This window comes from Micromonospora sp. CNZ280 (assembly GCF_011759515.1).
This window is the reverse complement of sequence record NZ_JAAOYP010000003.1, coordinates 85,772-98,260: the sequence shown is the minus strand read 5'-3', so window position 1 is coordinate 98,260 and position 12,489 is coordinate 85,772. Positions and strand designations below refer to the sequence as shown.

Below are 12,489 nucleotides of genomic sequence, written 5' to 3'. Positions count from 1 at the left end.
GTGCGCAACGCCGACGGCCCGGAGGTCGACCAGGCGACCGCCGGGCGTGGCGACTGTGTCGGTGTCTCAGTTCGCCGTGTCCAGGAAGGCGAGCGTCACGGCGGCGAAGAGCGGGGACAGGAAGATGTCGTAGTGCGTGAGCCCGGGCAGGATGGCCAGTGCGTGCCCGCCCTTCGGCCGGCCCTCGCCCGCCCAGCCGCCGTCGCGCAGCCCGCCGTCGAGCAGGTTGAACACCTCGACGTAGTGGCTCGGCGGCGCCATGTCCGCGTCGGCGGCGACCACCAGCGTCGGCACCCGCAGGCCGCGCACCTCCTCGGTGAAGTCGAAGTCCTTCGCCATCGCCTCACCGATCTTGTCCAGCAGGCGCGGGAAGTCCTCGGGGCGCGGCGCGACCCGCTGGTACAGCTCGTACATCGGGGTGTCCTTCATGAACTCGGCGGCCGCCCCGGTGACCTGGCCCTGCTGCTGGAGCATCTCCGGGTAGATGGCGCTGCGGCGGATGTTCGCCGACGCCGAGACCAGCCGGCCCACCTTCTCCGGATGGCGGATCGCGACCTGCAGCGCCACGCCGCCGCCGAGCGAGTAGCCGACGACGTCCGGCTTCTCCAGCCCGAGGTGGTCGATGAGGGCGGCGACGTCGTCGGCCATCAGCGTCACGTCCAGCGGCCGGTCGATGTCCGCGGTACGGCCGTGCCCCTGCAGGTCGACCGCGATGACCTGGTGCCGCTCGGCCAGCGTGGGCAGGATGGGCCCGAACATCTCACCCGAGCCGAGGCCGCCGTGCAGCAGGATCATCGGGCGTCCCGTGCCGTGCGTCTCGTAGTACAGGTTGATCCCGTTGACGTCGGCGTACTGGCCGTCGGTGGTGGTCTCGGCGCTCCACTTCGTGGTGGTCATGACGTTCTCCTCATCTGGTGTCCGTGGTGAAGTTACGCCCGGTAGACCGGGCCGGGACCGCGGACTCATCGGCGCGGGGGAGATGAATTTGTCGGCGGGGCGCTAGGTTGTCCGGGTGGGCGATGTGGCGACGAGCGCAGGGATCGGATCGCACCTGGAGGAGTACCGGTCGGAGTTGACCGGCTACTGCTACCGGATGCTGGGCTCCGCCTTCGAGGCCGAGGACGCCGTGCAGGACACCTTCGTCCGGGCCTGGCGCGGCTTCGACCGCTTCGAGGGGCGGGCGGCGCTGCGCACCTGGCTGTACCGGATCGCGACGAACGTCTGCCTGACCATGCTCTCCAGCGCCCAGCGTCGGGTCCGGCCGATGGATCTCGGTCCCGCCGGGTCGGGTGCGGCCACCGACCCGGGGGAGCCGCGCCCCGACGAGATCTGGGTGGGCCCGGTGCCGGACGGTCGGGTCCTGCCCGAGGGCAGCGACCCGGCGGAGGTGGTCGCCGGGCGGGAGGCGGTCCGGTTGGCGTTCGTCGCGGCGCTGCAGCACCTGCCGCCGCGGCAACGGGCCGTGCTGATCCTGCGCGAGGTGCTGGCCTGGTCGGCCCAGGAGGTGGCCACCCTGCTCGACACCTCGGTGGCGAGCGTCAACAGCGCCCTCCAGCGGGCCCGAGCCACCCTCGCGACCGCCGACGTCACCGCCGACGTCTACCGGCCGATGGACGACGAGCAGCGGTCGCTGCTCACCCGGTACGTGCGGGCCTTCGAAGCGTACGACCTGGAAGCCCTCACCTCGCTGCTGCACGAGGACGCGACGCTGTCGATGCCGCCGCTGCCGCTGTGGCTGCGCGGCCACGACGACATCCTCGCCTGGATGACCGGCACCGGCTGTGGCTGCCGCGGGTCCCGCCTGGTGCCGGTGGTGGCGAACGGCATGCCGGCGTTCGGGCAGTACCGGCCCAGCCTCGACGGCGCGGGGCACGACCCCTGGGCGCTGATCGTGCTGGAACTCTCAGCCGGGCGGATCGCCGGGGTCAACAACTTCCTCGACACCGCCCGCCTGTTCCCGCTGTTCGGCCTGCCGGACCGGCTCGAATAGCGCGTCGGTCAGGCCGAGCAGGCCGGCGAGCTCGCGTAGGCCCGCGCCGGCGCCGCTGACCACGAGTCGCCAACCGTGCCGCCGCGCGGTCACCTGCAGCCGGGCCAGCGCCTCGATGGTGACCACGTCGGGGCGGGCCACGCCGGCCACGTCGCAGATCACCACGCCACGATCCCGGCCCCGCAGCACGTCGGCCAGGTCGGTGCAGAGGACGGCGAGGTCCGCGCGGGTCAACGTGCCACCGACGGCGAAGCGGATCGTGGAGGTCGTCACCCGGGTAGGACTGCCGTACGCCGGGAAAGTCATCGGCGCCGCACCGATGAGTCCGGCGCGACCGCCCGGTCTGCCGGGCATGACGATTCAGCAGACACTCCGCATCGACGGCCGCGTCTTCCTTCCCGGCGACCCCGGCTACGACGACCACCGCAGGGCGCTCAATCCGGCGCTCGACCCACGGCCCGCCGTCGTGGTGCGCGCCGCCGGCACCGCCGACGTACGCCGGGCGGTGCTGGCCGCGCGGCACCACGCGTTGCCCTTCGCGGTCCAGGCCACCGGCCACGGGACGCACGTGGCGCACGACGGCGCGCTACTGCTCCACACCGGCGCGATGGCGGCGGTGGTGGTCGACCCGGACCGCCGGATCGCCCGCGTCGGCCCCGGCGCCCGCTGGGGCGACGTGCTGCGAGCCGCCGCGCCGTTCGGGCTCGCGCCGCTGTCCGGTTCCTCGCCCGACGTGGGGGTGACCGGCTACACCCTGGGCGGCGGCCTGGGCTGGCTGGCCCGGGCGCACGGCCTGGCTGCCGACAGCGTGCTGCGCGCACAGATCGTCACGGCCGACGGCACGCCGCGGACGGTCAGCCCCGACCGCGACCCCGACCTGTTCTGGGCGTTGTGTGGTGGCGGCGGCTCGTTCGGCGTGGTCACCGCGCTCGAGTTCCGCCTCTACCCGGTCACCCGGGTGTACGCCGGCGCGCTCACCTTCGGGCGGGACCGGGCCGCCGAGACGCTCGCCGGCTACCGGCAGTGGATCGAGCGGGTGCCCGACGCGCTCAGCTCCGCGGTGCTGCTCACCCGCGACGGGTCGCTGGTGCTGAAGGCCATGTACGCCGGTGACCCCGACCGGGGCCGCGCGCTGCTGGAACCGCTGCGCAAGGTCGCCGGACCGGTCCTCGACGACGGCATGCGGGTCGTCGACTACGCCCACGCGGCGATGGGCGGGACCTTCGCGCGTACCTTCGACCAGGTCCGTACCCTCGACGACGACCTCCTCGCCGCACTGGTGGACGAGCCGGACGCCACGGTCGAGATCCGCCACTGGGGCGGTCGGATCGCCCGCGACTGCGGCGCCGCCGCTCATCGGGATGCGCCGCTGTCGATCGTTCTCGACACCGTGGCGTCACCGCGGACCGCGGCGGCGCTGAGCCGCCGCGGGCTCGGCAGCAGCTTCCTCAACTTCCTCCACGACCCGTCCCGGATGCCGTCGGCGTTCACCGCCGGGAACTGGGCGGCGCTGCGCCGGATCAAGGCGGCCCACGACCCGGACAACGTCTTCGGCGCCGGCCTCGCCGTCCCGCCCGCCGTGCTGACCGCAGCCTAGGGTGCGCTGCCCGCTCGGCACCGGCCCGCCGTTCCCGCGCCGCGGCCGCCGGTCCGCCGTCCTCGCGCCGCGGCTGCTGATCCGCTGTCAGAGCGCGAGGACGAGGATCATGGCGGCGTAGCTCACCAGCAGCAGGATCCCCTCGAAGCCGAGCCGGCCCCATCCGCAGGTCTGGCGGATGAGCAGGCCACCGAGCAGCGTGGCGGTCATGAAGAGACTGGTGGTCGTGGCGAGCAGTTCGGGGGCGCCCGCGCTGTGGTAGATCGACCCCTGCCGGTAGGCCAGGTCGCCGGCGACGAGAGTGAGCACGTCGAGGATGTTGCCGCCGAGCACGGCGGCGATGGCGAGGGTGACCGCGCCCCGTCGCACGGCGGCGATGGCGGTGACGGTCTCCGGTAGCGCGTTGATGATGCCCATGAGCACCGCCCCGACGAACCCGGCGGTGAGGCCGGTGAGGTCGACGATGCTCTCGGCGGCCAGCGCCACGACCCAGCCGCCGGCGGCGACCAGCAGCCCGACGAGGGCGAAGCGGCTCCACAGCCAGCCCGGTGGTCGGCGGTTCAGGGGATTCTCGTTGTGCGGGATGTCGGGTCGGGTCTCCGCGGTGGCGATCGCCTGCCACATCGGTTGTGCCCCGGCGCGGCGGATGAGCACCAGCCCGCCGACGTAGGCGGCGACGAGGACGGCGGACATCGGGTCGACGCCGGCGATGGTGGTCTCCGGGACGTAGCTGGCCAGCAGCGCGAGCGCGAGCAGCGCGATGAGCAGGCAGCCGGAGAGCAGGTTCGACAGCGATGCGGCGGCGTGTTCGAGGTTCACCCGGCGATGGAAGGCATCGGCGACGGCGACCGCCGTGGTCTGCGCGGCGATCCCGCCCACGGCGTTGCTGTAGCCGAGGCTGGCCTCTCCGCTGCCGGCGGCGACGATGGTCATGACGATGCCGGACAGGCCGGTGACGATGCCGAAGAACACCACGCCGAACAGGGCCTCGCCCCAGCCCGTGCGGTCGGCCAGGGCGTCACCGAGGCCGGCCAGGCGGATGCTCCCCGCGACGGTGACGACCCCGGCCAGGACGAACACGGCGGCACTCCAGGGCAGGGGCCAGGGCAGAGCGGTCACGTCCGGCACCGGCCGGTGGTTCCCCGAACCGCGCCGGTGATGCACCGGCGCGCGCGAACGGGTCGTCCGAACAATAGTAAGGTTTGTGAACAGAAGGTCCCGTCGACCGCCGCGTCGGCCGCGGCCTGCGCGGCCCCCTGGCAGTCCTCGGCCGTCTACACCGGCGGCGCCCAGGTCTCCCACAACGCGCGCAACTACCAGGCGAAGTGGTGGACCCAGAACGAGGCCCCGGCGGGCACCACCGGCGTCCGGCAGGACCTCGGCGCGTGCGGCGGCACCCCGCCCACCAGCAGCCCGCCACCCACCAACCCCGGCGGCTTCGTGGTCACCTCGCGCTCAGCGCCTACCCGGCGTTCACCAGGACCGGCAGCGCCACCGTCCAGCGCCAGGAGGCCGCCGCGTTCCTGGCGAACGTGCACCACGAGACCGGCGGGCTCGTGCACATCGTGGAGCAGAACAGCGTGAACTACCCGCACTACTGCGACTACAGCCAGCCGTACGGCTGCCCCGCCGCGGAGCGAACCTGTACTGCTGACCGCGGGTCGGGCCTCGTCACCCGCTCGGGTGGAGGGCGACGAGGCTCGGTGCGCGGGCGGCGCCGGCAGGGGCCGGCTTGGCCGTCCGCTCGCCGCCGCGGCTGAGGCGGCGGTGCTGGCTGGGGCTGATGCCGCGGACCCGCTTGAAGGCGGCGCTGAAGGCGAATTCACTGGCGTAGCCGACCCGCCGGGCCACGGCGGCGAGGGTCACCGCGTCGTCGGCCAGCAACTCCGCGGCCAGCGCCATCCGCCACGAGGTCAGGTAGGTCAGCGGCGGCTCGCCGACCAGCGCGGTGAACCGCTTGCCCAGCGCCGCGCGGGACACCGAGGTGTGCGCCGCCAGCGCGGCGGTCGTCCACGGCCGGGCCGGGTCCTCGTGCATCGCGCGCAGCGCCGGGCCGACGACCGGGTCGGCGAGCGCCCGGTACCAGGCGGGCGGCGCCGCGTCCGGACCGTCGAACCAGGCCCGCAGGGTGCAGACCAGCAGCCAGTCGAGCAGCCGGTCCAGCACCACGGTCTGCCCGGCGCGATCCTCGGTGATCTCGGCGCTGATCAGGCGCAGGAGGCTGTCGTCGCAGGTCCCCGGCACGACGAGCGCCGGCGGCAGCGCGCCGAGCAGCCGGTGCCCGGTGTCCCGGTCGTTCCGGTACACGCCGACGGCCAGCGCGGTGGCGCCGTCGCCGGCGCAGATCTCGGGCCGGACCGCGTCGCAGGCTGCCGGATCCAGGCAGCGCACGTCGGTCGGTGCGACGCGCGGCGCCGGGCCGTCGGCGAACAGGAACGGTTCCGGCCCGCGAACCACCGCGATGTCGCCGGCCCGCAGCCGCCGCGGTTCGCCGGACGCGGGCACCAGCCACCCTGAGCCGCGCGTCATCACGCACAGCGTCAGGTCCGCCCCGTCGGCGAACCGGAGCGACCACGGCGCGGACAGCACCGTCTCGCCCAGCACCGCCCCGTTGCTGCGTACCCCGCGCAACAGATCTCCCAGCACATCCACGGGTTTCACGGTAGCCGGACGGACATGCGTCGGAGCCGCTGACGTATGGTCCGCCCGGACGGCGCTCGGTTGACTGGACCCATGACCGCAGGATTGACCTTGGTATTGGGAAGCACCGGCAAGACCGGACGTCGGGTGGTGCGTGCGCTCAGGTCGCGGGGTGTCCCGACCCGCGCGGCGTCCCGCTCCGGTGAGACGCGCTTCGACTGGAACGACCGCGCGACCTGGCCCGCCGTGCTGCGCGACGTACGGGCGGCGTACCTGGTGGCGCCGGAGGACCCCGACCTGGCCGGGGAGTTCGTCAAGACCGCGACGGCGGCCGGGGTCGAGCGGTTCGTGGCGCTCTCCGGGCGCGGCGTGGACGTGTGGGCGCAGCGCGAGGGTGCCGACCAGAGCATGATCGCCACGGAGCAGGCGGTGCGCGACTCCGGCGCCGAATGGGCGATCATGCGCGCGAACAACTTCGCCCAGAACTTCAGCGAGGACCTGTACCACGCGCCGCTGCTGGCCGGGCGACTGGCGCTGCCGACGGGTGGCGTCCCGGAACCCTTCGTCGACGCCGACGACCTGGCGGAGGTCGCGGCGGTGCTGCTGACCGAGGACGGGCACGCCGGCCGGACGTACGAGCTGTCCGGGCCGCGCGCCCTCGGCTACGCCGAGGCGGTCGACATGATCGCTCGCGCCAGTGGCCGGCAGATGCGCTTCGTGGAACTGACGCCGGCGCAGTACGAGGCGGAGCTGCGGGCCAGCGGTGTCGAGGACCCGTGGATCGGGCTGCTCAGCTCGCTGTTCGAGGTCACCCGGGAAGGGATCCTGGCCGAGCCGGTGGACGGCGTCCGGCAGGTGCTGAACCGGGAGCCGACGGACTTCGAGTCGTATGTCGCCGCGGCGGTGGCGGCGGGGGCGTGGCGCTGAGCCGGCACCCCCGCGGGGCAGGTGCCCGCCGCCGGCGCCGGGTTGCACCGGCAGGCCGTCGGCGGGCTTCCCACCGCGAGCGGATCGCCTATCCTGTCGCCGTGCCGGCACGCCTGTCACCCCGTCTGGCCGCGATCGTGGACGCGCTTCCGGTGCGGGCGCACTCCCGCGTCCTGGAGATCGGATGCGGCCCCGGTGCGGCCGCACGAGCGGTCGCCGCCCGGCTCACCACCGGTCACATCCTGGCCATCGACCGGTCCGCCAGCGCCGTCGCCCAGGCGCGGGCCGCGGCGGCGGCCGAGATCGGGTCGGGCCGGATGAGCGTCCGGCAGGTAGCGGCAGAGGACCTCGTGCTGGAGCCGGGGGAGGAGCCGTACGACATCGTGTTCGCCGTCCGGGTCGGCGCCTTGGACGGGCGGCACCCCGAGGCCGGTCGCCGGGCGCTGCGGCGGATCGCGATGGCGACCACCGCGGATGCCCGGCTCTTCGTCGACGGCGGCGATCCGCTGCGCGTGCTGGACATTCCGCGGGCCTGAGCCGGCGACGGATGCCGGACCGACGTGGCCGGGGCGGCGGCTAACCTGTGCGCATGCGGGTTGCGACATCCGGCGGCGACGGCGATGGCTGACGCGGACGACGTCCGTCGCCTGGCCCTCGCCCTGCCGCACGTGGTCGAGATCGACAGCGACGGCTTCGACTTCCGGGTGGCCGACAAGGGTTTCGTCTGGTCCTACCCGGAGCGCCGGCCGGGTCGGCCGCGCGTCATCCGGACCGACATCGCGGTGCTGTACGTGGGCGACGAGGCGGAGAAGCAGGCCCTCCTGCTCGGCGAGCCGGAGCTGTTCTTCACCACGCCCGGCTACGACGGGTTGCCGCTGGTCATGGTGCGGCTGGCGCAGGTGAGCGTGGCACGCCTGCACGAACTCGTCACCGACGCGTGGCGGATGCGCGCCCCCGACGCGCTCCACGGCGACCTCGACGAGCGCGCCGACCCGTCGAGCGCGACTTCGGCCTGAGCGGGCCGCCGGTGAAGCGCGGCTACCAGGTCGCGAGCCCGAGGCTGATCGTCCTGGTCAGCGTGGCGTTGTCGTCGTCGCCGTCCAACGACCAGATCATCGCCCCGGCCAGGCCGGCCCGCCGGATGTACAGCGTCTTCTGCAGCACGACCGCCGGATCGTCGTACGTCCAGAACGTCGTACCGTCGAACAGCCAGGCGTGCCCGGCGCGCAGGTCGCGGTGGACGGTGTAGCCCTTGCCCGGCAGGGTCTTGAGCTGCTTGTAGTCCTCGAACCCGGCGGCGTGGGTGGCCGGCGCGGGCCCGGCGGCGGGCTGGAACAGGCCGTTGCCGCCGCCGGTGACGCCGGTCCAGCCCTGGCCGTAGTACGGGATGCCGAGGACCAGCTTGCCGCGCGGGGCGCCGCGGGCGATCCAGCCGTCGATCGCCACCTCGACGGAGAAGTCCGGGTTGTCCGGCGCTCCCGCCGGCACCCGCAGCGCCGACTGCTGGTTGGTCACCGTCTCCCAGGTGCCGTGGAAGTCGTACCCCTGCACGGTGGCGAAGTCCAGGTACCGGAAGATCTTGCTGCCCTCGTAACCGGCGTCCATCGCCGCCGGGTTCGCCGGCAGGAAGGCGGTCAGCGGGTAGTGCTTGCGGGTCTGCCGGCCGTACGCGTCGAGTTGCCGGCGGAACTCGGCGAGCAGCTTGGTGAAGTTCTCCCGGTCCTCCGGGCGGACCACGTTGCCCGGCTCGCCCGGCCAGTTCGGCCACTCCCAGTCCAGGTCGATGCCGTCGAACACCCCCGCGGCGGAACCGGGGCCGCCGCTGCCGCCGTCGAGGATCGGGAGGTTGCCCTTCAGGTAGAGGTCGATGCAGGAGGCGACGAACGCCTTGCGGGAGGCGTCGGTGCGGGCGGCGTTCGAGAAGTACGTCGACCAGCTCCAGCCGCCCAGCGAGATCATCACCTTCAGGTCGGGGTGCCTGGCCTTCAGCTTGGCCAGTTGGCCGAAGTTGCCGTTGAGCGGCTCGCCCCAGGCGTCGGCGACGCCGTCGACGCTCTCCTCCGCCGGGACCGGACGCTGGTAGTCGGCCCAGGCGTCGCCCTCTCCCGGCCCACCGTCCACATGGCAGCGCCCGTCCTCGCTGACGTTGCCGAAGGCGTAGTTGACGTGGGTGAGCCGGCTGGCCGCACCGGAGGTGTCGAGCTTCTTGACCGGGAAGGCCCGGCCGTAGATGCCCCACTGGGTGAAGTAGCCGACCCGGTGGTAACCGGCCGGTCTCCCGCCGTCGCCCGCGCTCGCGGCGGCCGGCGGCGCGGCGGCGACCAGCACGGTCACCAGGGCGGCGAGGGCGGTGAGGCGGCGGTGACGGAACGGTCGCATCGGCACTCCCGGACGATGGAGCGAAATTAGTTAAGACACCTTTCTGATCGATGAAGCTAAGCGGATCAGGGCCGGCGGTCAAGAGCCCTCGGGTCGTCGGCGGCCGGCCGCACGGGGGATTGTGAGGGGGTTACCGGGCGGTCACCATGTCGTGTCATGGACTCGGCGTTGACCCTGATCGGCTTGCCCGTCGCCCTCGGCATCATCATGCTCGGCCTGGGTCTCGGGCTGACCGTCGACGACTTCCGCCGGGTGGCCCGCCATCCCAGGGCCGCCGTCATCGCGCTGGTGTGCCAGGTGCTGCTGCTGCCGGCGCTCTGCTTCGCCCTGGTGCTCGCCTTCGACCTGGCGCCGGAACTGGCCGTGGGGATGATGCTGCTGGCCGCCTCCCCGGGCGGCACGACGGCCAACCTCTACAGCCACCTGTTCGGTGGGCACGTGGCCCTGAACATCACCCTGACCGCCATCAACTCGGTGCTCGCCGTGTTCACCCTGCCGGTCGTGGTCAACCTGGCGGCGGGATACTTCCTAACCGACGGACGGAGCATCGGCCTGCAGTTCGACAAGGTGCTGCAGGTGTTCGCCATCGTGCTCGTCCCGGTCGCGATCGGCATGCTGATCCGGGCCCGGGTGCCGCGCGTCGCCGAGCGGCTGAACCGTCCGGTCCGGATCCTGTCGGTCGTCGTGCTGGTCGCGGTGATCGCCGGGGCGGTGCTCGGCGAACGGGAGAACATCGCCGACTACTTCGTCTCGGTCGGCCTGGCCGTGCTCGCGTTCAACCTGTTGAGTCTCGCGATCGGCTACGGGGTGCCGCGGCTGGCCGGGGTCGACCGGCGGGCCGCGACGGCGGCCGGCTTCGAGATCGGCATCCACAACAGCACCCTGGCCATCACGATCGCACTCAGCCCGGCGTTGCTGGACAGCACCCGGATGGCGATCCCGGGGGCTGTCTACGGCATCGTCATGTTCTTCACCGCGGCGGGCTTCGGCTACCTGGTGACCCGCCTGGGCGCCCGGCCCGCCGCCACGCCGACCGGCTCCGCGCCCGCGTGAGGCGATGACCGGCGTGTGGTGCGGCCCGCCGGCGGCTTAGCTGATCGTTAAGTAATCGGCCCGGCTGTTCATCCGGCGGGCCGGGCTGGGCAGACTGGGGCGATGTCCGCCGCCGACCCGTCCGCTCCCGCCACCCACCGCCGTCGTACCAGGGCCCCGCTCGCCGTGGTCGTCGCGCTCGCCGTGGCGATCGGGGCCGGCGCCTGGTCGTTGCGCGACCGGGTCGACGGCGGTACGCGGGCCGCGGGGGACGCGGCCGCCGTCGACGCCGCCCAGGACGCCGCCCCGGCGGGCGGTGCCCCCGACTGCGCCGGGCGGCCCGTCCAGGCGCCCCGCGAGCTGCGTGGCATGTGGATCACGACGGTGAACAACATCGACTGGCCGAGCCGGCGCGGGCTGCCGACCGAGACGGTGCAGGCGGAGTTCCGGGCCTGGCTGGACCTGGCCGTCCGGAACAACCACAACGCGGTCTTCGTGCACGTGCGGCCGAGCGGGGACGCACTCTGGCCGTCCAGCTACGCACCCTGGTCGGAGTGGCTGACCGGACGCCGCGACGGCCGCGACCCCGGCTGGGACCCGATGGCGTTCATGGTCGCCGAGGCGCACGTCCGCAACCTGGAGTTCCACGCCTGGTTCAACCCGTACCGGGGCGGGCAGCCGGCCACCGTGGGCGGACCGGGCCCCCGGCTGGACCAGTTGGCGCCGACACATCCGCTGCGGCGGCACCGTGACTGGGTGGTGACCTACCCCAGCGCCGACCAGCGCGGCAGCCGCCTCTACTTCAACCCGGGCATCCCCGAGGCGCGCAGGTTCGTCGAGGACTCGATGCTGGAGGCGGTCCGCCGGTACGACGTCGACGGGGTGCACTTCGACGACTTCTTCTACCCGTACCCGGAGGCCGGGCAGGACTTCCCGGACGACGCGGCGTTCGCTCGGTACGGCCGGGGCTTCCCGGACAAGCACGCCTGGCGCCGGCACAACGTGAACACGCTGGTCCGGGAGATGAGCGAGCGGATCAAGGAGATCAAGCCGTGGGTGAAGTTCGGCATCAGCCCGTTCGGCATCTGGCGCAACAAGCGCACCGACCCGGCCGGCTCGGCGACCGCCGGGTTGCAGAGCTACGACGCCATCTACGCCGACACCCGGCTGTGGGTACGGGAACAGTGGCTGGACTACGTGGTGCCGCAGCTCTACTGGCACATCGGGTTCGACAAGGCCGACTACGCCAAGCTGCTGCCGTGGTGGACGGCCACGGTGAAGGGCACCCGGGTACAGCTCTACATCGGCCAGGCCGACTACCGGGTGGGCGAGCGCGGCGCTTGGCGGGACCCGGCCGAGCTGGACCGCCAGCTCGCCCTCAACCGGCGGCACGGGGTGAGCGGCAGCGTGCACTTCAGTGCCCGGCAGGTGCGCGCCGACAAGCTCGGGGCGGTCAGCCGCTACCGCGCGGCGCACTACGCCGGCCCGGCGCTGCTGCCCACGATGACGCAGCTACCGGCAGCGCCCCCGGCCGCCCCCACGGTCACCGAGGCGCGGCGCGCGGACGGTGGCGGCGTCGCGCTGGGCTGGCGCGGGGACGGCGCGACCAGCTTCGCCGTCTACCGGCTGGACGGCGACACCGCCCGGCTCGTCGGCACCACCCGGGGCGCCGGCTGGGTCGACCGCACCGCCCCGGCCGAGGGCCCGCTCACCTACTGCGTGTCCGGCCTGGACCGCAGCGGGAACTCCGGCGGGCTCAGCGCGCCGGTGCCGGTCGCCGGCTGACCTGACGGCCGCACCGGCGCGGTCCCGGCCGGCTGCTCCCGGGGCGGACCTCGCCTGTGACCTGCGTTACCTCGGGCCGGACCGGGAATCAGATCATCGGATCCGGATTTGGAGTCAGGTGTGACTCCTGACCTGTTTC

Annotated in this window: 13 protein-coding genes and 1 pseudogene; 8 read left to right on the top strand and 6 right to left on the bottom strand. The window is 73.3% G+C overall.

The features are described 5' to 3' along the window. Positions 1–66: 66 nt before the first annotated feature. Positions 67–897, bottom strand: a complete 831-nt coding sequence (locus tag FHX32_RS22145) for an alpha/beta fold hydrolase (RefSeq protein ID WP_167186619.1) — start codon at positions 895–897, stop codon at positions 67–69. Positions 898–1,012: 115 nt separating this feature from the next. On the opposite strand from FHX32_RS22145, the gene FHX32_RS22140 reads away from it, so the two are divergent. Continuing rightward, entirely contained in the window at positions 1,013–1,990 is a 978-nt protein-coding gene (locus FHX32_RS22140; protein WP_167186616.1) for a sigma-70 family RNA polymerase sigma factor, read from the top strand. Here FHX32_RS22140 and FHX32_RS22135 read toward each other — a convergent pair. After that, positions 1,904–2,263 carry an STAS domain-containing protein gene (locus tag FHX32_RS22135; RefSeq protein ID WP_167186613.1) on the bottom strand — a complete coding sequence of 120 codons (360 nt, stop codon included), beginning with the start codon at positions 2,261–2,263 and terminating at the stop codon, positions 1,904–1,906. The two genes, FHX32_RS22140 and FHX32_RS22135, sit on opposite strands and share 87 nt — an antisense overlap. Before the next feature lie 79 nt (positions 2,264–2,342). Here FHX32_RS22135 and FHX32_RS22130 point away from each other — a divergent pair, with 79 nt between their 5' ends. Further along, positions 2,343–3,587 (top strand): FAD-binding oxidoreductase, encoded by a 1,245-nt coding sequence (locus FHX32_RS22130; protein WP_167186610.1) that lies wholly within the window; start codon positions 2,343–2,345, stop codon positions 3,585–3,587. An 87-nt stretch (positions 3,588–3,674) separates the two neighbouring features. On the opposite strand, the gene FHX32_RS22125 is transcribed toward FHX32_RS22130, so the two are convergent. Next, positions 3,675–4,715: a cation transporter gene (locus tag FHX32_RS22125; protein WP_167186607.1), complete on the bottom strand. Its 1,041-nt coding sequence runs from the start codon at positions 4,713–4,715 to the stop codon at positions 3,675–3,677. A 30-nt stretch (positions 4,716–4,745) separates the two neighbouring features. On the opposite strand from FHX32_RS22125, the pseudogene FHX32_RS35335 reads away from it, so the two are divergent. Further along, a pseudogene (locus FHX32_RS35335) lies at positions 4,746–4,895 on the top strand (hypothetical protein); the annotation flags it as partial. Positions 4,896–4,900: 5 nt separating this feature from the next. Here the strand turns inward: FHX32_RS35335 and FHX32_RS35330 are convergent. Together FHX32_RS35330 and FHX32_RS22115 are read right to left on the bottom strand one after the other, a co-directional pair. After that, positions 4,901–5,035, bottom strand: coding sequence for a hypothetical protein (locus FHX32_RS35330; protein ID WP_486481353.1), 135 nt, complete (start codon positions 5,033–5,035; stop codon positions 4,901–4,903). Positions 5,036–5,258: 223 nt separating this feature from the next. Next, positions 5,259–6,239: an AraC family transcriptional regulator gene (locus FHX32_RS22115; RefSeq protein WP_167186604.1), complete on the bottom strand. Its 981-nt coding sequence runs from the start codon at positions 6,237–6,239 to the stop codon at positions 5,259–5,261. A gap of 81 nt (positions 6,240–6,320) precedes the next feature. Between FHX32_RS22115 and FHX32_RS22110 the strand changes: the two genes are divergently transcribed. From FHX32_RS22110 to FHX32_RS22100, 3 genes are all read left to right on the top strand, one after another. Next, positions 6,321–7,154, top strand: a complete 834-nt coding sequence (locus FHX32_RS22110) for an NmrA family NAD(P)-binding protein (protein WP_167186600.1) — start codon at positions 6,321–6,323, stop codon at positions 7,152–7,154. Between the two features lie 101 nt (positions 7,155–7,255). Then, positions 7,256–7,690: a class I SAM-dependent methyltransferase gene (locus tag FHX32_RS22105; RefSeq protein ID WP_167186596.1), complete on the top strand. Its 435-nt coding sequence runs from the start codon at positions 7,256–7,258 to the stop codon at positions 7,688–7,690. An 84-nt stretch (positions 7,691–7,774) separates the two neighbouring features. Beyond that, entirely contained in the window at positions 7,775–8,170 is a 396-nt protein-coding gene (locus tag FHX32_RS22100; protein WP_167186593.1) for an MmcQ/YjbR family DNA-binding protein, read from the top strand. Between the two features lie 22 nt (positions 8,171–8,192). Here FHX32_RS22100 and FHX32_RS22095 read toward each other — a convergent pair whose 3' ends face one another. Then, a complete protein-coding gene (locus tag FHX32_RS22095; protein WP_167186590.1) occupies positions 8,193–9,533 on the bottom strand; it encodes a glycoside hydrolase family 18 protein in 1,341 nt (446 codons plus the stop codon). Positions 9,534–9,689: 156 nt separating this feature from the next. Between FHX32_RS22095 and FHX32_RS22090 the strand changes: the two genes are divergently transcribed. Both FHX32_RS22090 and FHX32_RS22085 read left to right on the top strand, forming a co-directional pair. Then, positions 9,690–10,586: a bile acid:sodium symporter family protein gene (locus FHX32_RS22090; RefSeq protein WP_167186587.1), complete on the top strand. Its 897-nt coding sequence runs from the start codon at positions 9,690–9,692 to the stop codon at positions 10,584–10,586. 102 nt (positions 10,587–10,688) lie between these two features. After that, on the top strand, positions 10,689–12,350 hold the full coding sequence (locus FHX32_RS22085; protein WP_167186583.1) for a family 10 glycosylhydrolase: 1,662 nt from the start codon (positions 10,689–10,691) through the stop codon (positions 12,348–12,350). Positions 12,351–12,489: the final 139 nt, after the last annotated feature.

Excerpts from the sequence above, each read along its gene's own strand:
- FHX32_RS22145 (WP_167186619.1), bottom strand. The coding sequence starts at position 897 with ATGACCACCACGAAGTGGAGCGCCGAGACCACCACCGACGGCCAGTAC.
- FHX32_RS22130 (WP_167186610.1), top strand. The coding sequence starts at position 2,343 with ATGACGATTCAGCAGACACTCCGCATCGACGGCCGCGTCTTCCTTCCC.
- FHX32_RS22110 (WP_167186600.1), top strand. The coding sequence starts at position 6,321 with ATGACCGCAGGATTGACCTTGGTATTGGGAAGCACCGGCAAGACCGGA.
- FHX32_RS22100 (WP_167186593.1), top strand. The coding sequence starts at position 7,775 with ATGGCTGACGCGGACGACGTCCGTCGCCTGGCCCTCGCCCTGCCGCAC.
- FHX32_RS22095 (WP_167186590.1), bottom strand. The coding sequence starts at position 9,533 with ATGCGACCGTTCCGTCACCGCCGCCTCACCGCCCTCGCCGCCCTGGTG.
- FHX32_RS22090 (WP_167186587.1), top strand. The coding sequence starts at position 9,690 with ATGGACTCGGCGTTGACCCTGATCGGCTTGCCCGTCGCCCTCGGCATC.
- FHX32_RS22085 (WP_167186583.1), top strand. The coding sequence starts at position 10,689 with ATGTCCGCCGCCGACCCGTCCGCTCCCGCCACCCACCGCCGTCGTACC.